The 25,599-nt window shown below is 70.2% G+C and carries 20 protein-coding genes; 12 read left to right on the forward strand and 8 right to left on the reverse strand.

Going from position 1 to position 25,599, the window contains the following annotated elements; all coding sequences use genetic code 11:
- Window positions 1-52: 52 nt before the first annotated feature.
- The 4 genes from ACZ5NJ_RS00640 (at window position 53) to mshC (ending at window position 3,575) form a co-directional block, all read left to right on the forward strand.
- A complete protein-coding gene (locus tag ACZ5NJ_RS00640) occupies window positions 53-760 on the forward strand; it encodes a histidine phosphatase family protein (protein ID WP_468761174.1) in 708 nt (235 codons plus the stop codon).
- A 74-nt stretch (window positions 761-834) separates the two neighbouring features.
- A complete protein-coding gene (locus tag ACZ5NJ_RS00645) occupies window positions 835-1,425 on the forward strand; it encodes a DUF3090 domain-containing protein (RefSeq protein ID WP_468761176.1) in 591 nt (196 codons plus the stop codon).
- A gap of 14 nt (window positions 1,426-1,439) precedes the next feature.
- Window positions 1,440-2,225 carry an SCO1664 family protein gene (locus tag ACZ5NJ_RS00650; RefSeq protein ID WP_468761982.1) on the forward strand — a complete coding sequence of 262 codons (786 nt, stop codon included), beginning with the start codon at window positions 1,440-1,442 and terminating at the stop codon, window positions 2,223-2,225.
- Window positions 2,226-2,345: 120 nt separating this feature from the next.
- Window positions 2,346-3,575, forward strand: a complete 1,230-nt coding sequence (gene mshC / locus ACZ5NJ_RS00655; RefSeq protein ID WP_468761178.1) for a cysteine--1-D-myo-inosityl 2-amino-2-deoxy-alpha-D-glucopyranoside ligase — start codon at window positions 2,346-2,348, stop codon at window positions 3,573-3,575.
- Between the two features lie 71 nt (window positions 3,576-3,646).
- On the opposite strand, the gene ACZ5NJ_RS00660 is transcribed toward mshC, so the two are convergent.
- The 5 genes from ACZ5NJ_RS00660 to ACZ5NJ_RS00680 form a co-directional block, all read right to left on the reverse strand.
- On the reverse strand, window positions 3,647-4,639 hold the full coding sequence (locus tag ACZ5NJ_RS00660; RefSeq protein WP_468761180.1) for a PAC2 family protein: 993 nt from the start codon (window positions 4,637-4,639) through the stop codon (window positions 3,647-3,649).
- A gap of 126 nt (window positions 4,640-4,765) precedes the next feature.
- Window positions 4,766-6,373, reverse strand: coding sequence for a glycerol-3-phosphate dehydrogenase/oxidase (locus tag ACZ5NJ_RS00665; RefSeq protein ID WP_468761182.1), 1,608 nt, complete (start codon window positions 6,371-6,373; stop codon window positions 4,766-4,768).
- Between the two features lie 37 nt (window positions 6,374-6,410).
- Window positions 6,411-7,937 (reverse strand): glycerol kinase GlpK, encoded by a 1,527-nt coding sequence (gene glpK / locus ACZ5NJ_RS00670; protein ID WP_468761184.1) that lies wholly within the window; start codon window positions 7,935-7,937, stop codon window positions 6,411-6,413.
- A gap of 79 nt (window positions 7,938-8,016) precedes the next feature.
- On the reverse strand, window positions 8,017-8,799 hold the full coding sequence (locus ACZ5NJ_RS00675) for an MIP/aquaporin family protein (protein ID WP_468761186.1): 783 nt from the start codon (window positions 8,797-8,799) through the stop codon (window positions 8,017-8,019).
- Window positions 8,800-9,145: 346 nt separating this feature from the next.
- Window positions 9,146-9,913, reverse strand: a complete 768-nt coding sequence (locus ACZ5NJ_RS00680) for an IclR family transcriptional regulator (RefSeq protein WP_468761188.1) — start codon at window positions 9,911-9,913, stop codon at window positions 9,146-9,148.
- 253 nt (window positions 9,914-10,166) lie between these two features.
- Between ACZ5NJ_RS00680 and metH the strand changes: the two genes are divergently transcribed.
- The 4 genes from metH to ACZ5NJ_RS00700 all read left to right on the forward strand — a co-directional run bounded on the left by metH (window position 10,167) and on the right by ACZ5NJ_RS00700 (window position 18,233).
- The gene (gene metH / locus ACZ5NJ_RS00685; protein ID WP_468761191.1) at window positions 10,167-13,679 is read left to right on the forward strand and encodes a methionine synthase; all 3,513 of its coding nucleotides are present in this window, start codon (window positions 10,167-10,169) and stop codon (window positions 13,677-13,679) included.
- A gap of 113 nt (window positions 13,680-13,792) precedes the next feature.
- Window positions 13,793-14,494 carry an HAD family hydrolase gene (locus ACZ5NJ_RS00690; RefSeq protein WP_468761193.1) on the forward strand — a complete coding sequence of 234 codons (702 nt, stop codon included), beginning with the start codon at window positions 13,793-13,795 and terminating at the stop codon, window positions 14,492-14,494.
- A gap of 478 nt (window positions 14,495-14,972) precedes the next feature.
- Window positions 14,973-16,577, forward strand: a complete 1,605-nt coding sequence (locus tag ACZ5NJ_RS00695; RefSeq protein ID WP_468761195.1) for an ABC transporter substrate-binding protein — start codon at window positions 14,973-14,975, stop codon at window positions 16,575-16,577.
- A gap of 72 nt (window positions 16,578-16,649) precedes the next feature.
- Window positions 16,650-18,233, forward strand: a complete 1,584-nt coding sequence (locus ACZ5NJ_RS00700) for an ABC transporter substrate-binding protein (protein WP_468761197.1) — start codon at window positions 16,650-16,652, stop codon at window positions 18,231-18,233.
- A 72-nt stretch (window positions 18,234-18,305) separates the two neighbouring features.
- Here the strand turns inward: ACZ5NJ_RS00700 and ACZ5NJ_RS00705 are convergent, their stop codons facing one another.
- Window positions 18,306-18,977, reverse strand: coding sequence for a response regulator (locus ACZ5NJ_RS00705; RefSeq protein WP_468761199.1), 672 nt, complete (start codon window positions 18,975-18,977; stop codon window positions 18,306-18,308).
- A gap of 59 nt (window positions 18,978-19,036) precedes the next feature.
- Window positions 19,037-19,915 carry a RecB family exonuclease gene (locus ACZ5NJ_RS00710; protein ID WP_468761201.1) on the reverse strand — a complete coding sequence of 293 codons (879 nt, stop codon included), beginning with the start codon at window positions 19,913-19,915 and terminating at the stop codon, window positions 19,037-19,039.
- Between the two features lie 228 nt (window positions 19,916-20,143).
- On the opposite strand from ACZ5NJ_RS00710, the gene ACZ5NJ_RS00715 reads away from it, so the two are divergent.
- The 3 genes from ACZ5NJ_RS00715 (at window position 20,144) to ACZ5NJ_RS00725 (ending at window position 23,001) form a co-directional block, all read left to right on the forward strand.
- On the forward strand, window positions 20,144-21,277 hold the full coding sequence (locus ACZ5NJ_RS00715) for a site-2 protease family protein (protein ID WP_468761984.1): 1,134 nt from the start codon (window positions 20,144-20,146) through the stop codon (window positions 21,275-21,277).
- Window positions 21,278-21,295: 18 nt separating this feature from the next.
- Window positions 21,296-22,192, forward strand: a complete 897-nt coding sequence (locus ACZ5NJ_RS00720; RefSeq protein WP_042814566.1) for a tRNA (adenine-N1)-methyltransferase — start codon at window positions 21,296-21,298, stop codon at window positions 22,190-22,192.
- A 305-nt stretch (window positions 22,193-22,497) separates the two neighbouring features.
- The gene (locus ACZ5NJ_RS00725; RefSeq protein ID WP_468761986.1) at window positions 22,498-23,001 is read left to right on the forward strand and encodes a hypothetical protein; all 504 of its coding nucleotides are present in this window, start codon (window positions 22,498-22,500) and stop codon (window positions 22,999-23,001) included.
- 4 nt (window positions 23,002-23,005) lie between these two features.
- Here the strand turns inward: ACZ5NJ_RS00725 and ACZ5NJ_RS00730 are convergent, their stop codons facing one another.
- The gene (locus ACZ5NJ_RS00730) at window positions 23,006-23,326 is read right to left on the reverse strand and encodes a ferredoxin (RefSeq protein WP_468761204.1); all 321 of its coding nucleotides are present in this window, start codon (window positions 23,324-23,326) and stop codon (window positions 23,006-23,008) included.
- Between the two features lie 264 nt (window positions 23,327-23,590).
- Here ACZ5NJ_RS00730 and arc point away from each other — a divergent pair, with 264 nt between their 5' ends.
- Window positions 23,591-25,357: a proteasome ATPase gene (gene arc / locus ACZ5NJ_RS00735; RefSeq protein ID WP_468761206.1), complete on the forward strand. Its 1,767-nt coding sequence runs from the start codon at window positions 23,591-23,593 to the stop codon at window positions 25,355-25,357.
- Window positions 25,358-25,599: the final 242 nt, after the last annotated feature.

Genomic DNA, 25,599 nt, shown 5'->3' on the forward strand with positions numbered 1-25,599 from the left:
TCCCCCACCGCGCCCCGACCGCACGTCGGCCCCACCGCTTAGGCTGGCTCCCATGGCCACGCTGATCCTCGTACGACACGGGCGGTCCACCGCCAACACCGCCGGACTGCTCGCCGGCTGGACCCCCGGGGTCGCCCTCGACGGGCGCGGCGCCGCGCAGGCGGCCGCGCTGCCCGGACGGCTCGACGGAGTGCCCCTCGCGGCCGCCGTGTGCAGCCCCCTCCAGCGCTGCCAGGAGACCCTGGCCCCGCTGCTGGCCGCCCGCCCGGGCCTGCCCGTGCACACCGACGAGCGCATCGGCGAGTGCCACTACGGAGACTGGTCGGGCCGCAAGCTCTCCGAACTCGCCGACGAACCCCTCATGAAGATCGTCCAGCAGCACCCCTCGGCCGCCGCCTTTCCCGGCGGCGAGTCCATGCGCGCCATGCAGCACCGCGCCGTGGACGCCGTCCGCGAGTGGAACGCGCGGATCGAGGAGGAACACGGCGCCGACGCCCTCTTCCTCATGTGCTCCCACGGCGACATCATCAAGTCCGTCGTCGCCGACGCCCTCGGCATGCACCTCGACCTCTTCCAGCGCGTCCACGTCGACCCCTGCTCCGTCACCGCGATCCGCTACACCCCCAGCCGGCCCTTCCTGCTGCGCCTCGGCGACACCGGCGACCTCGCCCCCCTCATCCCGGCCGCGGCGCCCCCCGCGGAGAACGCGGCCGAGGGCGGCGGCAACGCCGTCGTGGGCGGCGGCGCGGGCGCGGCCTGATCGAACGGCGCAGTAGGGTGGCAGGGCCAACACAGTGCGCAGCCCTGCCCCCGCCCCAGACTTGGAGACCGGTCGTGCCCCGTCAGGTGTTCCTTTACGACCCGCCGGACCGCTTCGTGGCGGGCACCGTCGGTCTGCCTGGACGTCGCACCTTCTTCCTCCAGGCCTCCCAGGGACCCCGTGTCACCAGCGTCTCCCTGGAGAAGACCCAGGTCGCCGCGCTCGCCGAGCGGATGGACGAGCTGCTGGACGAGGTCGTCCGGCGGACCGGGGGCAACGCCCCCGTCCCGGCCGTCGCCTCCACCGAGGCCACCGACACCGCCCCGCTCGACGTCCCCGTCGAGGAGGAGTTCCGCGTCGGCACCATGGCGCTCGCCTGGGACGGCGAACAGCAGCGCATGATCGTCGAGGCGCAGGCGCTCGTCGAGCTCGACGCCGACTCCGAGGAGGACCTCGCCGAGGCCGAGGAGCGGCTGCTCCAGGACGAGGAGAACGGGCCGCCCATGCTGCGCGTCCGGCTCTCCGGCGCCCAGGCGCGGGCCTTCGCCAAGCGGGCCCTGGACGTGGTCAACGCCGGCCGCCCGCCGTGCCCGCTGTGCAGCCTCCCCCTCGACCCCGAGGGGCACGTGTGCCCCCGCCAGAACGGGTACCGGCGCCAGGTGTGAGCGCCGTGACCCCGATGGAGGAGCTGCTCACCCGCGGTGAGCTCACCGTCCGCGGCCGGATCGCCGAGGCGTCCAACGCCGTCCTGCTGTGCACCGCGGCCTACGAGGGCCGCACCGCGGAGTGCGTCTACAAGCCGGTCAAGGGCGAGCGGCCGCTGTGGGACTTCCCCGACGGCAACCTCGCCCGGCGGGAGCGCGCCGCCTACCTCGTCTCCGAGGCCACCGGCTGGGGGCTCGTGCCCACCACCGTGCTGCGCGACGGCCCGTACGGAGAAGGCATGGTGCAGCACTGGATCGACGCCGGAGAACAGCCGGAGCCGCAGCTCCTCGCCCTCGTGGAGGGCGAGGAGGCCGGGGAGGGCTGGAAGGCGGTCGCCTTCGCCGAGGTGGGGGAGGGCCGCACCGCCCTGCTCGTCCACGCCGACGACCCCCGGCTGCGCCGGCTCGCCGTGCTCGACGCCGTGATCAACAACGGCGACCGCAAGGGCGGCCACCTGCTCCCCGCGCCCGATGGACGCCTCTACGGGATCGACCACGGTGTGACCTTCCACTCGGAGGACAAGCTCCGCACCCTGCTCTGGGGCTGGGCGGGGGAGCCGCTGACCGGCGAGGCGCGCGCGGTGCTGGCCTCCCTGGAGGCCCAGCTGGCCGAGGACGGCCCGCTGAGCGGCGGGCTGGCCGAACTGATCACCCCCGCCGAGCTGGCCGCCGTACGGGCCCGCGTGGCCCTGCTGCTGAGCAACGGGACCCATCCGAAGCCCTCCGGGCAGTGGCCCGCGATCCCCTGGCCGCCCGTCTGAGCAGGGCGGGCGCCCAGATGCGGCGAACGCACAGATCCAGCCGGAGCGCAAGGGTGTCGATCAAGCCAACACTGCTCCTCCCATTCGTTTCCGGAACAGTCGTCCGGTTAGGCTCGATGCATGCATGCCTGGCCCGCTTCTGAGGTCCCCGCCCTGCCCGGCAAGGGCCGCGACCTCCAGATCCACGACACCGCGACCCAGGGGACGGTCACCGTCGACCCCGGTCCCGTCGCCCGCCTCTACGTCTGCGGCATCACGCCGTACGACGCGACCCACATCGGTCACGCGGCGACCTACAACGCGTTCGACCTCGTGCAGCGCGTGTGGCTCGACAACAAGCGCCAGGTCCACTACGTCCAGAACGTCACGGACGTGGACGATCCGCTCCTGGAGCGGGCGCTGCGCGACGGGCACGACTGGACCGAGCTCGCCGAGCGCGAGACGGCCCTCTTCCGCGAGGACATGACCGCCCTGCGGATGCTGCCCCCGCAGCACTACATCGGAGCCGTCGAGGCCATACCCGGCATCGTGCCGCTGGTCGAACGACTGCGCGACGCCGGTGCCGCGTACGAACTCGACGGCGACATCTACTTCTCGGTGGAGTCCGACCCGCACTTCGGCGGGGTCTCGAACCTCGACGCCCAGGCGATGCGGCTGCTGTCCGCGGAGCGCGGTGGCGACCCGGACCGCCCGGGCAAGAAGAACCCCCTGGACCCGATGCTCTGGATGGCCGCCCGTCCGGGCGACCCGAGCTGGGACGGCGCCTCGCTGGGGCCCGGCCGGCCGGGCTGGCACATCGAGTGCGTGGCCATCGCCCTGGAACACCTGGGCATGGGCTTCGACATCCAGGGCGGCGGCTCCGACCTCGCCTTCCCGCACCACGAGATGGGCGCCTCCCACGCGCACGCGCTGACGGGCGAGTTCCCGATGGCCAAGGCGTACGTCCACGCGGGCATGGTCGCCCTGCACGGCGAGAAGATGTCGAAGTCCAAGGGCAACCTGGTCTTCGTCTCGGCCCTGCGGCGGGCCGGCGTCGACCCGGCGGCCATCCGCCTGGCGCTGCTCTCGCACCACTACCGGGCGGACTGGGAGTGGACGGACGCCGTCCTCGCGGAGGCGGAGGCCCGCCTGGCGCGCTGGCGCGCGGCGGTCTCCCGCCCGGACGGGGTTCCCGCCGACGCCCTGGTGGAGGAGGTCCGCGAGGCGCTGGCCCGTGACCTCGACGCCCCTGCCGCTCTCGCGGCGGTGGACCGCTGGGTCGAGCGGCAGCTCGCCTCCGACGAGACGGACGAGACGGCCCCGGGCCTGGTCTCCCGCACGGTCGACGCCCTCCTGGGCGTAGCCCTGTAACCACGGGCCGGCGGGGCTGTTCACAGCCCCGCCGGCGTCCGAGGCGCGGGGTCCGGGGCGGAGCCCCGGGTTCAGCCTTCGGGGGAGTCGTCCCCCGGCTCCTCCGGCGGCGCCGCCGCCGGAGGCTCCTCGGCAGGAGGCTCCGGCTCCGGCTTCCGCTTCGGCGCCCGCGGCCCCGCGGACGTGTCCCGCAGGTACGACCCGTCCGAGGGGTCGGCAGCCGACGGGTCCCGCCGCCTCAGGTACCGCTCGAACTCCCGCGCGATCGCGTCACCCGACGCCTCCGGGAGGTCCGCCGTGTCCCGCGCCTCCTCCAGCGTCTGGACGTACTCCGCCACCTCGCTGTCCTCGGCGGCCAGTTGGTCCACCCCGAGCTGCCACGCCCGCGCGTCCTCCGGCAGTTCCCCGAGCGGGATCCGGATGTCGATCAGGTCCTCCAGCCGGTTCAGCAGCGCCAGCGTCGCCTTCGGGTTCGGCGGCTGCGACACGTAGTGCGGTACCGCCGCCCACAGCGACACCGCCGGCACGCCCGCGTGCGTACAGGCCTCCTGGAGCACGCCCACGATGCCCGTCGGGCCCTCGTACTTGGTCTCCTCCAGGTCCATGGTCCGCGCCAGGTCCGGGTCCGACGTCACCCCGCTGACCGGCACCGGCCGGGTGTGCGGGGTGTCCCCGAGGAGCGCGCCGAGGATGACGACCATCTCCACGCCCAGCTCGTGCGCGAAGCCGAGCAGCTCGTTGCAGAACGACCGCCACCGCATGGACGGTTCGATGCCCCGCACCAGCACCAGGTCGCGCGGCTTCGCGCCGCCGATCCGGACCACCGACAGCCGGGTCGTCGGCCAGGTGATCTTCCTGACCCCGTGCTCCAGGAACACCGTCGGCCGGTTGACCTGGAAGTCGTAGTAGTCCTCGGCGTCGAGCGCCGCGAAGACCTCGCCCTTCCACTCCCGGTCCAGGTGCGCCACCGCACCGGAGGCGGCGTCACCCGCGTCGTTCCAGCCCTCGAACGCGGCCACCATGACCGGGTCGATCAGCTCGGGCACGCCCTCAAGCTCGATCACCCAGGTCTCCTTCCGAAGTTCCTCGTGTACGGGGGAAAGCCTAAGCCTTGTGGGGTCGGCCGCCACAGCCCACGACAGAGGGGCGGTTCCCCTCGGAACCGCCCCTCTTCCCCACCTGCGTACGAGCTATGCCTTGCGGGCCAGCATCTCCTCGACGCGGGCCTTCACGGACTCGTCGTCCAGACCGCGGATGGTCACCGTCGTACGGCGGCGCAGCACGTCGTCGACCGTCTCGGCCCACTCGTGGTCACGGGCGTAGGCGACCTGCGCCCAGATCTCCGGACCGTCCGGGTGGATGCGCTCGGCCAGCGCCGCGTCCTCGTTCGCCAGGCGGGCGATGTCGAAGGCCAGCGAGCCGTAGTGCGAGGCCAGGTGGCGGGCGGTCAGCGGGTCCATCCGCGTGCCGGGCTCGCGGTCGACGAGCAGGCGGTGCGCGACGGCGTTCGGGTTGGCGACACCGGGCAGCGGGACGCGGCGGACGAGGGACTTCACCGGCTCCATGTCCTCGGTCAGCGGGCTGCCGGGCAGCTTGGCGAGCTTGTCCATGACCACGCGGCCGATGTGGCGGTACGTGGTCCACTTGCCGCCGGCGACGGACAGCATGCCGCCCGCGCCCTCGGAGACGACCGTCTCGCGCTTCGCCTTCTCCACGCCGCCGGGGCCGCCGGGCAGGACGCGCAGGCCGGCGAAGGCGTACGTCATCAGGGAGCGGTCGAGGTCGGCGTCCTTCACCGAGAAGGCGGCCTCGTCGAGGATCTGCTGGATGTCGGACTCGGTGGCGCGCACGTCCGCCGGGTCGCCCTCGTAGACCTCGTCGGTGGTGCCCAGCAGGAGCTGGTCCTCCCACGGCAGGGCGAAGGTGATGCGGTACTTGTCGATCGGGGTGGCCATGGCGGCCTTCCACGGCGACTTGCGCTTCATGACGATGTGCGCGCCCTTGGAGAGGCGGATCGACGGCAGCGCGTGCTTGTCTTCCATGCGCCGCAGGTGGTCCACCCACGGGCCGGTGGCGTTGAGCACGACGCGGGCGTCGACGCCGAACTCGGTGCCGTCGAGGCGGTCCTTGAGCTCGGCACCGGAGACCCGGCCGCGCGTCATGCGCAGGCCGGTGACCTCGGCGTGGTTGAGGACGACCGCACCCGACTCGACGGCCGCGCGGACCGTCATGACGGCGACGCGGGAGTCGTTCATCTGGTGGTCGTAGTAGACCGCGACGGCCTTGAGGTTGTCGGTCTTCAGGCCGGGGTTGTCGGCGACGGCACGGGCCGGGGATATGACCTTGCCCATGCCGTCGCCGAAGGCCGAGAGGGCGGAGTAGGCGAACACGCCCGCGCCCAGCTTGGCCGCACCCACCGGGCCGCCCTTGTAGACCGGCAGGTAGAACGTGAGCGGGTTGACCAGGTGCGGGGCCACGTCCTTGGCCAGCACCCGCCGCTCGTGGTGGTTCTCGGCGACCAGCTTGACCGCGCCGGTCTGCAGGTAGCGCAGACCGCCGTGGACGAGCTTCGAGGAGGCGGAGGAGGTGGCGCCGGCGAAGTCGCCGGCGTCCACCATGGCCACCCGCAGACCCGACTGCGCGGCGTGCCAGGCCACCGAGGTGCCCAGGATTCCACCGCCGATGACCAGCAGGTCGTACGTGGCCTTGGCCAGCTGCTCACGGGTCTCGGCGCGGCTCGGGTTCGAGCCGGCGGTCGGGTGCGTGCCCAGTGCGGGGACGCTCTGCAGGGTGCTCATGTCTCTTCAGCTCCTCGTCGATTCGACAGCTGGTGCGTCAGCTGGCGTCTTCGTCGTCGATCCAGCCCATGGACCGCTCGACGGCCTTGAGCCAGTTCTTGTACTCGCGGTCCCGCTGCTCGGCGGGCATCCGCGGGGTCCACTCGGCCGCGCGGCGCCAGTTGGCGCGCAGGGCGTCGGTGTCGGGCCAGAAGCCGACGGCCAGGCCGGCGGCGTAGGCGGCGCCGAGGCAGGTGGTCTCGGCGACCATCGGACGGACCACGGGGGCGTCCAGGAAGTCCGAGAGCGTCTGCATCAGCAGGTTGTTGGAGGTCATACCACCATCGACCTTGAGGGCCGCCAGCTCGACGCCGGAGTCCTTGGTCATGGCGTCGGTGATCTCGCGGGTCTGCCAGGCGGTGGCCTCCAGGACGGCACGGGCGATGTGCGCCTTGGTGACGTACCGGGTGAGGCCGGCGATCACACCGCGGGCGTCGGAGCGCCAGTACGGGGCGAACAGGCCGGAGAAGGCCGGCACGAAGTAGGCGCCGCCGTTGTCCTCGACGGAGGAGGCCAGGGTCTCGATCTCGGCCGCGGACTTGATCAGGCCCATCTGGTCGCGCATCCACTGGACGAGCGAGCCGGTGACGGCGATGGAGCCCTCCAGGGCGTAGACCGGCTTCTGGTCGCCGATCTGGTAGCCGACCGTGGTCAGCAGGCCGCTGTAGGAGTTGATGATCTTGTCACCGGTGTTCATCAGCATGAACGTGCCGGTGCCGTAGGTGGACTTGGCCTCGCCCTCGGCGAAACAGGTCTGGCCGAACAGGGCGGCCTGCTGGTCACCGAGCGCCGAGGCGACCGGCACGCCGGCGAGGACGCCGTCCTTGACGTGGCCGTAGACCTCGGCGGAGGACCGGATCTCGGGGAGCACGTTGAGCGGGACGCCCATCGACTCGGCGATCTTCTCGTCCCAGGCCAGGGTGTGCAGGTTCATCAGCATGGTGCGCGAGGCGTTGGTGACGTCCGTGACGTGCGCACCGCCCTGGGCACCGCCGGTGAGGTTCCAGATGACCCAGGAGTCCATGGTGCCGAAGAGGATGTCCCCGGCCTCGGCGCGCTCGCGCAGGCCCTCGACGTTGTCGAGCAGCCAGCGGACCTTCGGGCCGGCGAAGTAGCTCGCCAGCGGCAGGCCGGTCTCGCGGCGGAAGCGGTCCTGGCCGACGTTGCGGCCGAGCTCCTTGCAGAGGGCGTCGGTGCGGGTGTCCTGCCAGACCAGCGCGTTGTGCACCGGCTCGCCGGTGTTCCTGTCCCACAGGACGGTGGTCTCGCGCTGGTTGGTGATGCCGACGGCCTTGACGTCGGCGGCGGTGATCTCGGCCTTGGCGATGGCGCCGGCGACGACCTCCTGGACGTTGGTCCAGATCTCGGTGGCGTCGTGCTCGACCCAGCCCGGCTTCGGGAAGATCTGCTCGTGCTCCTTCTGGTCGACGGCGACGATGCGGCCGTCGCGGTCGAAGACGATGCAGCGGGAGGAGGTGGTGCCCTGGTCGATCGCGGCGATGAAGGGGCCGGTGCTGCTGGTCATGATGGCTGCTCCTGGCAGGTCTGTTGAGTAGGCGGAATCAGGAGGGCGGTGCGGATCTTACGAACGCGGCCGAAGCTGATCAGGCGAACGCGATGTTGTACAGACCGCCGGCGAGCGCGGCACCGACGAGCGGGCCGACCACCGGGATCCAGGAGTAGCCCCAGTCGGAGCCGCCCTTGTTGGGCAGCGGGAGCAGGGAGTGGACGATGCGGGGACCGAGGTCGCGGACCGGGTTGATGGCGTAGCCGGTCGGACCGCCGAGCGAGAGGCCGATGCCGACGACGACGAAGGAGGTGATCAGGACGCCGATGACGCCGAGGCCCTTGCCGTCGCCCTGGAGGCCCTGGGTGAGGATCGCGATGACGAGGACGAAGGTGCCGATGATCTCCGTGGCGAGGTTCTGGACCACGTTGCGGATCTCGGGGCCGGTGGAGAAGATGCCGAGCACCGGGCCGGCGACGTCGTGCGGGTGCGGGTCCTCGGGACCGAGCTTGGCGTCCTTGATGTTCTCCGGGTCCGCCAGGTGCGCGGCGAACTGGCCGTAGTAGGTGATCCACATCAGGACCGCGCCGAGCATGGCGCCGAGCAGCTGGCCGGCGAAGTAGACGGGGACGTCGCCCCACTCGCCGGTCTTCACGGCTATGCCGACGGTGACCGCCGGGTTGAGGTGCGCGCCGGAGAGCGGCGCGGAGACGTAGGCGGCGATCAGGACGGCGAAGCCCCACCCGAAGGTGATCGCGAGCCAGCCCGCGCCGCGGGCCTTGGAGCTCTTGAGCGTGAGGGCGGCGCACACGCCGCCGCCGAGCAGAGTGAGCAGGGCGGTACCGATGGTCTCGCCGATGAAGATGTCGGAGCTGGACACCCGCGACTCCTTTGTCTTACGTCCAGGGGTGGGCGGACACCGGGTCCCTCCGGTCGCCCGCACACTCGGTGAGTGCTTCACCGGTCCATGGCCTCGCCCTAGCCTAACGCGTATTGCCGGTAGGTGTTCGACAATGCCGACCGATGAACGGCAGTTTTCCGCCTGGGTTCAGAACCCGTCAAGGCCTGACCAGGTCAAAGAACCGGATCGTTACCACTCGGTACGATCGCCCAAATCCGGCCAACGGGCGGTCCGGAAACGACGAGGTCCACCCGAATGGCACGCGATGCGGCCATGGGGTGGACCAAAGGGATGCAGAAGGGGGGCCCGGGGGACCGGGTCAAGGTCAGAACCGGCCTGCTCCGAGGTCGCGCGAAACCGACCGCGCGCAGTCCCGCACGGAGGCCACCAGGGCCGGGTGCGGCTCCCCGGACTCCCCGCAGACCCGCTCCACGGCGCCCGCGACCGCCACCGCCCCCACCGGCATCCGCCGCCGGTCGTGGATGGGCGCCGCCACCGAGGCGATGCCCTCCCAGGTCTCCTCCACGTCCGACGCCCAGCCGCGCGCCCGGGTCAGGTCCAGGACCTCCTCGAAGCCCACCGCGTCGGTCACCGTGCGCGGCGTGAACGCCTCCCGCTCCGCGTCCATGACCTCCGTGTGCGCCACGGGGTCGTAGGCCGACAGCACCTTGCCCAGAGCCGTGGAGTGCAGCGGCTGCATGGCCCCCACCTCCAGCACCTGGCGGCTGTCGTCGGGCCGGAACACGTGGTGCATGATCAGCACCCCGCTCTTGTGCAGCACCCCGACGTACACGCTCTCGCCGCTCGCCCGGGCCAGATCGTCCGTCCACACCAGGGCCCGGGCGCGCAGCTCGTGCACGTCCAGGTAGCTGTTGCCCAGCCGCAGCAGCTCCGCGCCCAGCTGGTAGCGCCCCGAGGCCGGGTCCTGCTCCACGAAGCCCTCGGCCTGCAGCGTGCGCAGGATCCCGTGCGCCGTACCCTTGGCCAGGCCCAGGGAGGACGCCACGTCCGAGAGGCCCAGCCGGCGCTCCCCGCCGGCCAGGAGCCGCAGCATCGCAGCGGCTCGTTCGAGCGACTGGATGTTCCGTGCCATCGCGCAGCCTCCTGCTGACGTAGTTCGACAATGCTGAACACTATCGGTCGATGCCGACCTGGTGCATGGTTGGGGGTTTACCCGGTGTGCCGCGGGCCAGACACCCGTCCGTGCGACTCCCGCGCACAGAATGCAGTCCGCCACGTGGGACGCCCTCACCGGGGCGGGTGCCGCGCGGTTACGCTGACGGCGTGCACCCCTGACACAGCGGGGGCGCAAAGCCGACAGCCGTCGCATCCCAGGGAGCTCAACCATGGCCTCGTTGCCGAACCCGCCCGCTGACACCCAGACCCGGGCCGATGCCCTCCGAGAGGCGCTCGCGACCCGCGTGGTCGTCGCCGACGGAGCCATGGGAACCATGCTCCAGGCCCAGGACCCCACCCTGGAAGACTTCCAGCAGCTCGAAGGCTGCAACGAGGTCCTGAACGTCACCCGCCCCGACATCGTCCGCTCGGTCCACGAGGCGTACTTCTCGGTGGGCGTGGACTGCGTCGAGACCAACACCTTCGGCGCGAACTACGCGGCCCTGGCCGAGTACGACATCCCCGAACGCAACTTCGAGCTGTCCGAGGCCGGCGCCCGCATCGCCCGCGAGGTCGCCGACGAGTTCACCGCCTCCACGGGACAGCAGCGCTGGGTGCTCGGCTCCATCGGCCCCGGCACCAAGCTGCCGACCCTCGGGCACATCACCTACGCCCAGATCCGCGACGCCTACCAGGTCAACGCCGAGGGCCTGATCTCCGGCGGCGCCGACGCGCTGCTCGTCGAGACCACCCAGGACCTCCTCCAGACCAAGTCCTCCATCATCGGCGCCCGCCGCGCCATGGACGCCCTCGGCGTCACGGTCCCGCTGATCTGCTCCGTCACCGTCGAGACCACCGGCACGATGCTGCTGGGTTCGGAGATCGGTGCGGCGTTGACGGCGTTGGAGCCGCTCGGGATCGACATGATCGGTCTGAACTGTGCGACGGGTCCGGCGGAGATGAGCGAGCACCTGCGCTATCTGGCGCGTAACGCCCGTATTCCGCTCTCGTGCATGCCGAACGCGGGTCTGCCGGTGCTGACGAAGCAGGGCGCGCACTATCCGCTGTCGGCCGTCGAGCTGGCGGACGCGCAGGAGACGTTCGTCCGCGAGTACGGCCTCTCCCTCGTCGGCGGCTGCTGCGGCACCACCCCCGAGCACCTGCGCCAGGTCGTCGAGCGGGTCCGCGGCACCGCGATCACCGCGCGGGATCCGCAGCCGGAGCCGGGCGCCGCCTCCCTCTACCAGACGGTGCCGTTCCGTCAGGACACCTCGTACATGGCGATCGGTGAGCGGACGAACGCGAACGGGTCGAAGAAGTTCCGCGAGGCGATGCTGGAGGCGCGCTGGGACGACTGTGTGGAGATGGCGCGGGATCAGATCCGTGAGGGCGCGCACATGCTGGACCTGTGCGTGGACTACGTGGGCCGTGACGGTGTCGCGGACATGCGGGAGCTGGCGGGGCGGTTCGCGACGGCTTCGACGCTGCCGATCGTGCTGGACTCGACCGAGGTTCCGGTGATCCAGGCGGGTCTGGAGAAGCTGGGTGGGCGTGCGGTCATCAACTCCGTGAACTACGAGGACGGTGACGGTCCGGAGTCGCGGTTCGCGAAGGTGACGCGGCTGGCGCAGGAGCACGGTGCCGCGCTGATCGCGTTGACGATCGACGAGGAGGGCCAGGCCCGCACGGTCGAGCACAAGGTCGCCATCGCCGAGCGCCTGATCGAGGACCTGACGTCGAACTGGGGCATCCGCGAGTCGGACATCCTCATCGACACGCTGACGTTCACGATCTGTACGGGTCAGGAGGAGTCCCGCAAGGACGGCATCGCCACGATCGAGTCGATCCGCGAGCTGAAGCGGCGTCACCCGGACGTCCAGACCACCCTGGGGTTGTCGAACATTTCCTTCGGTTTGAACCCGGCCGCCCGCGTCCTGCTCAACTCGGTCTTCCTCGACGAGTGCGTCAAGGCCGGCCTGGACTCCGCCATCGTCCACGCGAGCAAGATCCTGCCGATCGCCCGCTTCGACGAGGAGCAGGTCAACACCGCTCTGGACCTGATCTACGACCGTCGTGAGGGCGACTACGACCCGCTCCAGAAGCTGATGGCGCTCTTCGAGGGCGTCAACACCAAGTCGCTGAAGGCCGGCCGCGCCGAGGAGCTTTTGGCCCTGCCCCTGGACGAGCGGCTTCAGCGGCGGATCATCGACGGGGAGAAGAACGGCCTGGAGGCCGACCTCGACGAGGCGCTCCAGACCCGTCCGGCGCTGGACATCGTCAACGACACCCTGCTGGAGGGCATGAAGGTCGTCGGTGAGCTGTTCGGCTCCGGTCAGATGCAGCTGCCGTTCGTGCTCCAGTCGGCCGAGGTGATGAAGACGGCCGTCGCCTACCTCGAACCGCACATGGAGAAGACCGACGACGAGGGCAAGGGCACCATCGTGCTGGCCACCGTCCGCGGCGACGTCCATGACATCGGCAAGAACCTGGTCGACATCATCTTGACCAACAACGGCTACAACGTGGTCAACATCGGGATCAAGCAGCCGGTCTCCGCCATCCTCGAAGCGGCCCAGGAACACAAGGCCGATGTGATCGGCATGTCGGGTCTGCTGGTGAAGTCGACCGTGATCATGAAGGAGAACCTGGAGGAGCTCAACCAGCGCAAGCTGGCCGCCGACTACCCGGTCATCCTCGGCGGTGCCGCCCTGACCCGCGCCTATGTGGAGCAGGACCTCCACGAGATCTACGAGGGCGAGGTCCGCTACGCCCGTGACGCCTTCGAGGGCCTGCGGCTGATGGACGCGCTGATCGCCGTCAAGCGCGGCGTCCCCGGCGCCAGCCTCCCCGAGCTCAAGCAGCGCCGTGTCGCCAAGCGGGACACGCCGGTGCTCCAGGTGGAGGAGCCCGAGCTGCCGGGCGGCCGCTCCGACGTGGCCGTGGACAACCCGGTGCCCACCCCGCCCTTCTGGGGGACCCGCGTGGTCAAGGGCATCCCGCTCAAGGACTACGCCTCCTGGCTGGACGAGGGCGCGCTGTTCAAGGGCCAGTGGGGCCTGAAGCAGGCCCGCGCCGGCGGGGCCACGTACGAGGAGCTCGTCGAGACCGAGGGCCGTCCGCGCCTGCGCGGCCTGCTGGAGAAGCTGCACACCGAGAACCTCCTGGAAGCGGCCGTGGTCTACGGCTACTTCCCCTGCGTCTCCAAGGGCGACGACCTGATCGTCCTGGACGAGCAGGGCAACGAGCGGACCCGGTTCACCTTCCCGCGCCAGCGCCGGGGACGGCGCCTGTGCCTGGCGGACTTCTTCCGCCCGGAGGAGTCCGGCGAGACCGACGTCATCGGCCTCCAGGTGGTCACCGTCGGCTCGAAGATCGGCGAGGCCACCGCCAAGCTGTTCGAGTCCGACTCCTACCGCGAGTACCTGGAGCTGCACGGCCTGTCCGTCCAGCTCGCCGAGGCCCTGGCCGAGTACTGGCACGCCCGCGTCCGCGCCGAGCTCGGCTTCGGCGGGGAGGACCCGGCCGCCATCGAGGACATGTTCGACCTCAAGTACCGGGGCGCCCGCTTCTCCCTCGGCTACGGCGCCTGCCCCGACCTGGAGGACCGCGCGAAGATCGCCGACCTCCTCCAGCCGGAGCGGATCGGCGTCCACCTGTCCGAGGAGTTCCAGCTCCATCCGGAGCAGTCCACCGACGCTCTGGTGATCCACCACCCCGAAGCGAAGTATTTCAACGCACGCTGACACGGACCGGCGTACACTGGTCGGTCCCAAACAGGCCGGTCACCTGTTCCCGAGGGCGATGCCCCACGGGTCCGAGGTGACCGGCCTTGTCGTCCCCGGAGAGAGGCGTACGCATGACCAGCACCGTTCCCGCCCCCGTCGTCCGCACGGCCGACGGGCACGCCCTGCAGGCGGTGCTGCTCGACATGGACGGCACCCTCGTCGACACCGAGGGGTTCTGGTGGGAGATCGAGGCGCAGATCTTCCTGGAGCTCGGACACCGCCTCGACGAGGCCTGGCGCGACGTGGTCGTCGGCGGGCCCATGAGCCGCAGCGCCACCTTCCTGATCGAGGCGACCGGCGCCGACATCGGCCTCGCCGAGCTGAGCGTCCTGCTGAACGAGCGCTTCGAGGCCCGGATCGCCGAGCAGGTGCCCCTGATGCCCGGAGCCGAGCGCCTGCTGAGCGAGCTGGCCCGGCACAACGTGCCCACCGCCCTGGTCTCGGCCTCGCACCGCCGCGTCATCGACCAGGTCCTGCTCACCCTCGGCCGCGACCGCTTCCACCTGACCGTCGCCGGCGACGAGGTCCCCCGTACGAAGCCCCACCCCGACCCCTACCTGTTCGCGGCGAGCAGCCTCGGCGCGCACCCCTCGCGGTGCGCCGTCATCGAGGACACGGCGACCGGGGTGGCCGCCGCCGAGGCGGCCGGCTGCCGGGTCGTGGCCGTGCCCTCCGTGGGCCTGATCGAGCCCGCCCCCGGCCGGACCGTCGTCCGCTCCCTGGAGGACGTGGACCTGGCGTTCCTGCGCTCCCTCATCACTCCGATGAACTGAGCGCACACCGTCAGTGCCGAACGGAACGGGGCTCGTCCCCGCTCCGGCGGAAGGATCTTCCGCGCCCGGCCCCGGAGGCCGAAATTCCATCCTGAAGCGAGGGGCTGTGACGGGTGACTTTGGTCACCTGCGCAGCCTTCGCCGGACCTGCCCCGAGCCTCCAGGGGCTTCCCATGTGTCCGGATTGATCATCTCCTGACACCATCTGCGAAGACTCCGGCATAAGCGGTCAGTCCGCACCCATCACAGTGCGATTACGCCCCAACTCCTGCTGGTTCCAGCCACCCCGTCCCGGGCCACTAATGTCGTCGCGGGCACTCCGCACGCACCTCTGCCGTACCGGCCGCACACCCTTGCACCGGCACGCGCGTGGACCGATCGTCGAACACCGGCCCGATCGTTCCGCCCTGAACGGGCGACCGCAGCGAAGTGCCCTCTACGCCGCTTAACAAGTGCCGGGTGAGGGAGTACTTCCAGCATGAACCGCAAGACCCTGGTGCTGACGGCCGCGATCGGCCTGCTCACCCCCGCGCTGTCCGCATGCGGCAGCGCGAGTGGAACGGGAGCAGGATCCGGAGCGATCGTCGTCGGCACCACCGACCGGTTCGAGGCAGCCGACTACGCCCCCGCCCCGTTCGACCCCGCCTACGCCTACGACGCCTCCTCCTGGAACGTCCTGCGCCAGACCGTCCAGACGCTGATGCACACCCCGCGCGGCGGCGGCCAGCCCGTCCCCGAAGCGGCCTCCGACTGCCGCTTCACGGACAACGACAACGAGAGCTACCGCTGCACCCTGCGGCCGGGCCTGAAGTTCGCGAGCGGCGACCCGCTCACCGCCAAGGACGTCAAGTTCTCCATCGACCGGGTCCGGGCCATCAAGGACGAGAACGGCCCCTCCTCGCTCCTGTCCACCCTCGACACCGTCGAGGTCAAGGGCGCCGACACCGTCGTCTTCCACCTGAAGACCCCGGACGCGACCTTCCCGTACAAGCTCTCCACCCCCGCCGCCGGCATCGTCAGCGAGAAGAACTACGACGCCAGGAAGCTCCGCACCGGCTTCGCCGTCGACGGCTCCGGCCCGTACACGATGAAGCCCGAGGTCAAGGACAACCACCTCGTCCGGGCCGTCTTCACCAAGAACCCGAACTACAAGGGCGACATCAAGCCGCAGAACGACAAGGTCGAACTGCGCACCTTCCCCGACTCGGCCGCCGCCACCAAGGCGCTGTCCGACGGCTCCATCAGCATGGTCTCCCGCACCCTCTCCCCGGCCCAGATCACCGAGCTCTCGGCCAAGCCCCCCAAGGGCGTCAAGCTCGTCCCCATGCCGGGCCTGGAGATCCGCTACATCGGCTTCAACACCGACGCCCCGGCCGTCAAGGACAAGGCCGTGCGCCAGGCCCTCGCCGCCGCCGTCGACCGGGGCAACGTCATCTCCAAGGTCTACGGCAAGTCGGCGCAGCCCCTGTACTCGCTGGTCCCCACCACGGTGGGCGGCCACGTCAACTCCTTCTTCAACAAGTACGGCGAGGCCAACACCGCCAAGGCCGCCGACCTGCTGAAGGCCGCCGGGATCAAGACCCCCGTCAAGCTGACGCTGAACTACACCAGCGACCACTACGGCGACGGCACCGCGGCCGAGTTCGCGGCCCTCAAGGCCCAGCTGAACTCCACCCAGCTCTTCGACATCACCGTCCAGGGCACCGAGTGGGGCGACTTCCGCCCCGCCCAGAAGAAGGGCGACTACGCCGCCTACGGGCTCGGCTGGTTCCCCGACTACCCGGACGCCGACAACTTCCTCGCCCCGTTCCTGGAGCAGGACAACTTCCTGGGCACGCCGTACACCAACAACACGGTGCGCACCAAGCTCATCCCCGAGTCCCGCAAGGCCGCCGACCGCAACGTCGCCGTCCCCGCGATCACGGAGATGCAGGACATCGTCGCCGAGGACGTGCCCGTCCTGCCCCTGTGGCAGGGCAAGCAGTACGTCGCCGCACGCGACGGGATCACCGGAGTGGAATGGTCGGTCAACGCCATCTCCGACCTCCAGCTGTGGGAACTCGGCCGCGGGGTCAGCGGCTGAGACCCGGCAGCAACCGGCGGCGGACGTCGCAGGCCGGCGCAACGATCAGACAAGAACTGTGAAGGACATCGCGTGAAGAGACGTAACCAGTGGCTGGTAGCCCCGCTCGGGGCGGCGACCGCCGCCGCGCTGCTCAGCGGCTGCGGCTCCCAGGACGGCTCGGCCGCCGGCGACGGCAAGGGCGTCGTCATGGGCATATCCGACAAGGTGAAGTCCACCGACCCGGCGTCCGGCTACGACCCGGGCTCCTGGCTGCTCTTCAACAACGTCTTCCAGTCCCTGCTGAGCTTCCCCAAGGGCGGCACCACGCCCGAGCCGGACGCCGCGCAGGCCTGCAACTTCGAGGGCGGTGACAGCAAGGTGTTCAAGTGCACCCTGCGCTCCGGCCTGAAGTTCAGCAACGGCCACAGCCTCACCTCGAAGGACGTCAAGTTCTCCTTCGAGCGCACGCTGAAGATCAACGACCCGAGCGGCCCGGCCGTCCTGCTCTCCGCCATCGGGGGCATCGACGCCCCCGACGAGAAGACCGTCGTCTTCAAGCTGAAGACCCCCGACGCGACCTTCCCGAGCAAGATCGCCTCGGGCGCGGGCGCCATCGTCGACCACGCCGAGTACCCGGCCGACAAGCTCCGCACCGACAACAAGGCGATCGGCTCCGGCGTCTACAAGCTGGACTCCTTCAGCGAGAAGAGCGCCAACTTCTCCGTCAACGACTCCTACAGCGGCAAGGCCAAGGCGAAGAACACCGGCGTCACGCTGAAGTTCTTCAACGGCGACCAGGCCGGCCTCAAGACCGTCCTGGAGAGCGGCGACGTCGACTTCGCCTTCCGCGGCCTCGCCGCCAAGGACATCGCCGGCCTCGCCGCGACCAAGACCGGCGACAACAAGGTCGACGTCGTCCAGGGCACCGGCGCCGAAGTCCAGCACATGGTCTTCAACGTCAACGACCCGGTCGCCGGCAAGCTCCCCGTCCGCAAGGCCATCGCGTACCTCGTCGACCGCGAGGCGCTCGTCAAGGACGTGTACTCCGGCACCGCCATCCCGCTGTACTCGATCGTCCCCGCCGGCATCGCCGGACACACCACCCCCTTCTTCGACCGCTACGGCGGCAGCCCGCAGCCGGAGAAGGCCAAGGCCGTCCTCAAGGCCGCCAACATCACCGGCAAGATCAAGCTCACGCTGTACTCGACGCCGACCCGCTACGGCCCCTCCACCGACCAGCAGTTCCAGGTCATCGCCAAGCAGCTCAACGACAGCGGGCTCTTCGACGTCGACGTGAAGTCCGTCGAGTTCGAGCAGTACGAGAAGGACATCAAGGCCGGCAAGTACGGCGTCTACATCAAGGGCTGGGTCCCCGACTACCCGGACGCCGACAACTTCACCCAGCCGTTCTTCGGGCCGGACAACGTCCTGATGAACAACTACGACAACAAGGAGATCAGCGGGACCATCATCCCCTCGACCTCCACCAAGTCCGACCGCACCGCGGCCAACCCGGACTACACCCGCCTCCAGGACATCGTCGCCGACGAGCTCCCGATCCTCCCGCTCTGGCAGAGCAAGCAGTACGCCGTCGCCCGCCAGAACATCACCGGCCTCCAGTGGTCCCTGGACGCCTCCACCGTCTTCCGCTTCTGGGAGATCAGCAAGGGCTGACCCGCCCCGGACACACCTCCGCCCCGGCCCCCCACGAGGGAGCCGGGGCGGAGGCGTACCGGGACACGGCCGCTACTGCGCGCCCGGCCGCACCAGACCGCTCTCGTACGCGTACACCGCCGCCTGCACCCGGTCCCGCAGACCCAGCTTCGTCAGCACGTGACCCACGTGCGTCTTCACCGTCGTCTCGCTCACGAACAGGTCCGCCGCGATCTCCGCGTTCGACAGCCCCCGCGCCACCAGCTTCAGCACCTCGACCTCACGCTCCGTCAGCGTCCCCAGCACGTCCGGGACGCTCTCCTCACCCGACGGCAGATGACCGGCGTACTTGTCCAGCAGCCGGCGCGTGATGCTCGGCGCGAGCATCGCCTCGCCCGCCGCCACCACCCGGATCGCCTGCACCAGCTCATGGGCCGGAGCGTCCTTCAACAGGAACCCGCTCGCCCCCGCCCGCAACGCCTCCACCACGTACTCGTCCAGGTCGAACGTGGTCAGCACCAGCACCTTCGCCGGCCCGTTCCGCTCCGGACCCGTGATCTGCCGCGTCGCCTCGACCCCGTCCATCCGCGGCATCCGGATGTCCATCAGCACCACGTCCGGCTGCAACGCCCGCACCCGCTCCAGCGCCTGCAGACCGTCCCCGGCCTCACCCACCACCACCAGGTCCTGCTCCGCCTCCAGGATCATCCGGAAGCCGGTGCGCAGCAGTGGCTGGTCGTCGACCAGCAGGACGCGGATCGCCACGGGAAGCACCTCGTATTCGTCGGACGGCTTCGATCCCGCCCATTCTGCCCTGGCCGAGGTCAGGACCCCGCCGGGCGGTCCGGCCTCGGAACGACCACCAGCGGATACACCGGGGGAGTGCCGCCGAACTCCGGACACACCGCCTGGTGGTCGCACCAGCCGCACAGCTTCGTCGGCCGCGGCCGCCAGTCACCCGTCTCCGTCGCCTCCGAGATCGCCTCCCACAACGCGTGCAGCTTCCGCTCCACCCGCTCCAGGTCCGCCACCACCGGGTCGTACGTCAGCACGTCACCACTGCCCAGGTACACCAGCTGCAGCCGCCGCGGCACCACACCCTTCAGCCGCCACACCACCAGCGCGTAGAACTTCATCTGGAACAGCGCGCCCTCGGCGTACTCCGGCCGCGGCGCCTTGCCCGTCTTGTAGTCGACGATCCGCACCTCACCCGTCGGCGCCACGTCCACCCGGTCGATGATCCCGCGCAGCCGCAGCCCCGACTCCAGCTCCGTCTCCACGAAGAACTCCCGCTCCACCGGCTCCAGCCGCGTCGGGTCCTCCAGCGTGAACCAGCGCTCCACCAGCGCCTCCGCCTCCGCCAGCCACCCCGCCAGCCCCGCGCCACCGTCCCCGTCCGGGAACAGCCCCGCCAGCTCCGGCTTCGCCTCCAGCAGCCGCTCCCACTGCCCCGGAAGCAGCTCCTTCGCCCGCGGCACCGTCCGCTCCGCCGCCGGGTGATCGAACAGACGCTCCAGCACCGCATGCACCAGCGTCCCCCGCGTCGCCGCCGCACTCGGCTTCTCCGGCAGCCGGTCGATCACCCGGAACCGGTACAGCAACGGGCACTGCATGAAGTCACCCGCCCGCGAAGGCGACAGCGAGGCGGGGCGGGCAGCACCCGGGGAAGCGTCGGCGGAACCGGCGCCGGGGATCGTCGTCATGCGTAAAACCCTACGACCCGGCACCGACAGCACACGCATACCATCGACTCCGGGACCATCGCCCTGCATGATCGGAGCATCACACCGCGCGACAGCGCCCCACGCCGCCCCACCCCCGACGTGGACCACACTGGAAGCAAACGCACCGAACGAAGGAAATCCGTGGCAGACACCGACGAAACCGGCGAGCGCCCCGCCAAGCGCTCCGGACCGGGCGGCGGCATCCTCATGGGCCGCCCCTTCGGCGTACCCGTCTACGTCTCGCCCAGCTGGTTCCTCGTCGCCGCCCTCATCACCTGGGTCTTCGGCGACCAGCTCGACCGCATCCTCCCCGAGCTCGGCCCCGCCCGCTACCTCGTCTCCCTCTTCTTCGCCGTCGCCTTCTACGCCTCCGTGCTCGTCCACGAGCTCGCGCACACGATCGCCGCGCTCCGCTTCGGGCTCCCCGTACGCCGCATCCAGCTCCAGTTCTTCGGCGGCGTCTCCGAGATCGAGAAGGAGTCCGAAACCCCCGGCCGCGAATTCGTCCTGGCCTTCGTCGGCCCCCTCCTCTCCCTCGCCCTCGCCGGGATCTTCTACCTCGGCATGAAGGCCGTCGACCCCGCCACCGTCCCCGGCGTCCTCCTCGCCGGCCTCATGGTGTCCAACCTGCTCGTCGCCGCCTTCAACCTGCTCCCCGGCCTGCCCCTCGACGGCGGCCGCATGCTCCGCGCCGTCATCTGGGGCATCACCGGCAAACCCATGGCCGGCACCGTCGCCGCCGCCTGGGTCGGCCGCGCCCTCGCCGTCACCGTCCTCATCGGCCTGCCCCTGGTCACCCAGACCGGCGTCCTCGGCAACCCCACCCAGGACATCGGCGGCATGGACACCGTCATGGACGCCCTCCTCGCCGCCATCCTCGCCGCGATCATCTGGACCGGCGCCGGCAACAGCCTGCGCATGGCCCGCCTGCGCGAACACCTCCCCGAACTGCGCGCCCGCACCCTCACCCGCCGCGCCATCCCCGTCCAGAGCGCCACCCCCCTCTCCGAGGCCCTGCGCCGCGCCAACGAAGCCGGAGCCCGCGCCCTCGTCGTCGTCGACGGCCACGGCGCCCCCACCGCCATCGTCCGCGAGACCGCCATCGCCTCCGTCCCCGAACACCGCCGCCCCTGGGTCGCCGTCAGCACCCTCGCCCAGGACCTCACCGACGGCATGAAGGTTTCGGCGGACCTCACCGGCGAAGCCCTCCTCGACCACCTCCGCACCACCCCCGCCACCGAGTACCTCGTGGTCGAGACCGGCGGCGAGATCTACGGCGTCCTGTCCACCCTCGACGTCGAAAAGGCCTTCGTGAAGGCCATGGCGCGGCCCCAGTCCTGAAGCCAATACACTGGTCACATGTCCGAACCGACCGGTGCCGCCCGCCGACGCGGGCCCTTCGAGGTCGGGGACCAGGTACAGCTGACCGACCCCAAGGGCCGCCACTACACGTTCACGCTCGAAGCCGGGAAGAACTTCCACACCCACAAGGGTTCCTTCCCGCACGACGAGCTGATCGGCGCTCCCGAGGGCAGCGTTGTCCGCACCACCGGCAACGTCGCCTACCTCGCGCTGCGCCCCCTGCTCCCCGACTATGTCCTGTCCATGCCCCGCGGCGCCGCCGTGGTCTACCCCAAGGACGCGGGCCAGATCCTGGCCTTCGCCGACATCTTCCCCGGCGCCCGCGTCGTGGAGGCGGGGGTGGGCTCCGGCTCCCTGAGCAGCTTCCTGCTGCGCGCCATCGGCGACCAGGGCATGCTCCACAGCTACGAGCGCCGCGCGGACTTCGCCGAGATCGCCACCGCCAACGTGGAGCGCTACTTCGGCGGCCCCCACCCGGCCTGGAAGCTCACCGTGGGCGACCTCCAGGACAACCTGGACGAGACCGACGTCGACCGCGTCATCCTCGACATGCTCGCCCCCTGGGAGTGCCTGGAAGCGGTCAAGAAGGCCCTCGTCCCCGGCGGCATCCTCTGCTGCTACGTGGCCACCACCACCCAGCTGTCCAAGACCGTCGAGTCCATCCGCGAGATCGGCTGCTTCGCCGAGCCGCAGCCCTGGGAATCGATGATCCGCAACTGGCACGTGGAAGGCCTCGCCGTCCGCCCGGACCACCGGATGATCGGCCACACCGGCTTCCTCGTCACCGCCCGCCGCCTCGCGGACGGCGTCGAACCCCCCATGCGCCGCCGCCGCCCCGCCAAGGGCGCCTACGGCGAGGACTACGAGGGCCCCGGCAGCGACCGCTCCGCGTAGCCACCCCCGACGCCCCGCCCGGGGCGCGGACCCAACACGAAAGCGCTGTGGCGCAGTTCCCGGAAGCCTTCCCGGAACTGCGCCACAGCGCCTTTTCGTTGCCCGTGCGGATCCGCGCGGACCCGGCCGTTCCACCCCGGTGTGAGGTGTGGCACGATGCTGGCTCACCGTCACCCTTCGTACAGGAGACAGCCCGCGTGACGCACAGCCCCACCGACCCCGCACCGTCGTTGGAAGACCTGTCGCCCGAACACCTCGCGCACCGCCGGGCCAAGCCCGTCCACTGGGTCGCCACGGCCACCGCCATGGCCGCCGTCATAGCCGGCGCGGGCCTGCTCCAGCCCGGCCGGGCCACCGGAGCCACCCCCGCACCCGGCCCCGCGGGCACCCCGCACGCCGCCGCCCCCGACGCGCACGCGGTCACGTACCCCCTCGACTGCAAGGGCACCCCGAGCACCGTCACCGCCACCGCCCAGGGCGACCTGGACGGCGACGGCCGCCCCGAGACCGTCGCCGCCGTCCGCTGCGACGCCGGCTCCGGCACCCCGCCCCACGCCCTCTACGTCCTGGCCCAGGAAGCCACCCCCGGGGCCCGGCCCCGCGTCGTGGCCACCCTGCTCGACCCCGCCCAGCGCCGCACCGCCACCGACCTGACCGTCCGCGACCGGGCCGTCACCGCGAGCCTGCTGGGCTACTCCTCGCCCGCGGTGCCCCGCTACAGCCCCGACGTCAAGCAGCTCGCCAAGTGGCGCTGGACCGGCGGAAAATTCCGCCAGGAGCTTACGGACTCGACCGCCGGGCGTGTTTGAACCGTCACTCGGCGTCCGGGCCGTACACCTCGACCCTGTCCGAAACGCGCCTTACGTGGATGCAGTCCCCCGGACATTCCTTCGCCGAATCGACCACGTCCCGCAGCAGCGGCAGCGGAACCGGAGCCGTCGCCCCCGGCTCCGCGAGGAGCTCGTCCTCCGGGCTCTTCACGTACGCCAGACCGTCGATATCCAGCTCGAACACCTCCGGGGCGTACTGGACGCAGATCCCGTCCCCGGTGCAGAGGTCCTGGTCGATCCAGACCTCAAGGGGCTCTCCGGCCTCGCCGGCGCCCCCCGCCGGGGCCTCCTGCTGCACGGTCATATCTCCTGCCGTTCCCTGCGCTGATTGATCCGTTCCGGAAGCGGCCCTGGACAAGTCGCGCGGGCCCGGAAGGGTGTTGAACAGTTCGACCTTACAACCGGCTGCTTTCCGATGTTGAACGGTGGGTATTTCCCTGGCGTGAGGGAGTACGCAAGGGTGAAGATCGGACACACCCCTACCGTCTTTGTGATCTAGGGGTTTCAATCACCACCAGCCCAGGTAGGGTCAGGAAGCGTCCAGCTCCCCTTGGAGGAGGTGAGGACCGTGGCAGCCCACGACGACGACATCAACCGCGGCATCCGGCCCGGGCGGGGGTCTGAGGACCCCGCTGGCCAGGTTGCCTATCTAGAGCAGGAAATCGCCGTCCTGCGCCGCAAGCTCGCCGACTCTCCGCGTCACACGAGGATTCTCGAAGAGCGGATCGTCGAGCTCCAGACCAATCTGGCAGGCGTATCCGCGCAGAACGAACGACTGGCGAATACGCTCCGTGAGGCCCGCGACCAGATCGTGGCCCTCAAGGAGGAAGTCGACCGGCTCGCGCAGCCGCCGGCCGGCTTCGGTGTCTTCCTTCAGGCGAACGAGGACGGCACCGTCGACATCTTCACCGGCGGCCGCAAGCTCCGTGTGAACGTCAGCCCCAGCGTCGACCCGGAAGACCTCCGGCGCGGCCAGGAGGTCATGCTCAACGAAGCGCTCAACGTGGTCGAGGCCATGGAGTTCGAGCGCGCCGGGGACATCGTCACCCTCAAGGAGATCCTGGAGGACGGCGAGCGCGCCCTGGTGGTCGGGCACACCGACGAGGAGAGGGTGGTGAGGCTCGCCGAGCCGCTCCTGGACATCACCATCCGCCCCGGCGACGCCCTGCTGCTCGAACCCCGCTCCGGCTACGTGTACGAGGTGGTCCCCAAGAGCGAGGTCGAGGACCTCGTCCTCGAAGAGGTCCCGGACATCGACTACGACAAGATCGGCGGCCTGGGCGACCAGATCGAGCTGATCCGCGACGCGGTCGAGCTCCCCTACCTCTACCCGGACCTCTTCAAGGAGCACGAACTGCGGCCCCCGAAGGGCATCCTGCTGTACGGCCCTCCCGGCTGCGGCAAGACGCTCATCGCCAAGGCCGTCGCCAACTCCCTTGCCAAGAAGGTCGCGGAGGTGACCGGACAGGCGGCGGGCAAGTCCTACTTCCTGAACATCAAGGGCCCCGAGCTCCTCAACAAGTACGTCGGCGAGACCGAGCGGCACATCCGCCTCGTCTTCCAGCGTGCGCGGGAGAAGGCCAGCGAGGGCACCCCCGTCATCGTCTTCTTCGACGAGATGGAGTCCCTCTTCCGCACCCGCGGATCCGGCGTCAGCTCGGACGTGGAGAACACCATCGTCCCGCAGCTGCTCGCCGAGATCGACGGCGTGGAAGGCCTGGAGAACGTCATCGTCATCGGCGCCTCCAACCGCGAGGACATGATCGACCCGGCGATCCTGCGGCCCGGCCGCCTCGACGTGAAGATCAAGATCGAGCGCCCGGACGCCGAGGCCGCGAAGGACATCTTCGCGAAGTACCTCAAGGCCTCGCTGCCGCTGCACACGGACGACCTGAGCGAACACTCGGGCTCGCCCGAGGTGGCCGTCCACAGCATGATCCAGACGGTCGTCGAGCAGATGTACGCGGAAAGCGAGGAAAACCGCTTCCTCGAGGTCACGTACGCCAACGGCGACAAGGAAGTCCTGTACTTCAAGGACTTCAACTCCGGAGCGATGATCCAGAACATCGTCGACCGGGCGAAGAAGATGGCCATCAAGGCCTTCCTCGACCACAACCAGAAGGGTCTGCGCGTCTCCCACCTCCTCCAGGCCTGCGTGGACGAGTTCAAGGAGAACGAGGACCTGCCGAACACCACCAACCCGGACGACTGGGCCCGCATCTCCGGAAAGAAGGGCGAGCGGATCGTATTCATCCGCACCCTCGTCACCGGAAAGCAGGGCGCGGACACCGGACGCTCCATCGACACGGTGGCGAATACCGGTCAGTACCTCTGACGGTGCGAGGCGGCTGCGGGTGCCTCACACGGCACCCGCGGCCGTCTGCTTTACCGCCCGCCTTTTCCGGCCGTGACAAGGCGAAGTCAATGACTGAAATGATCTCCCCACCAGTGCGGAGTGGTTCTAGGCTCTTCCGTACCGCCGCATCCGCAGTGCGGGACGGGCACCGCACATGACGCACCGGAGCACCAGCGGTACTTGAGCGCCGCCCCCGAACGGGAGCGCCGCCGGGCAAGGAG

It is taken from the genome of Streptomyces sp. NPDC032091 (assembly GCF_055580265.1).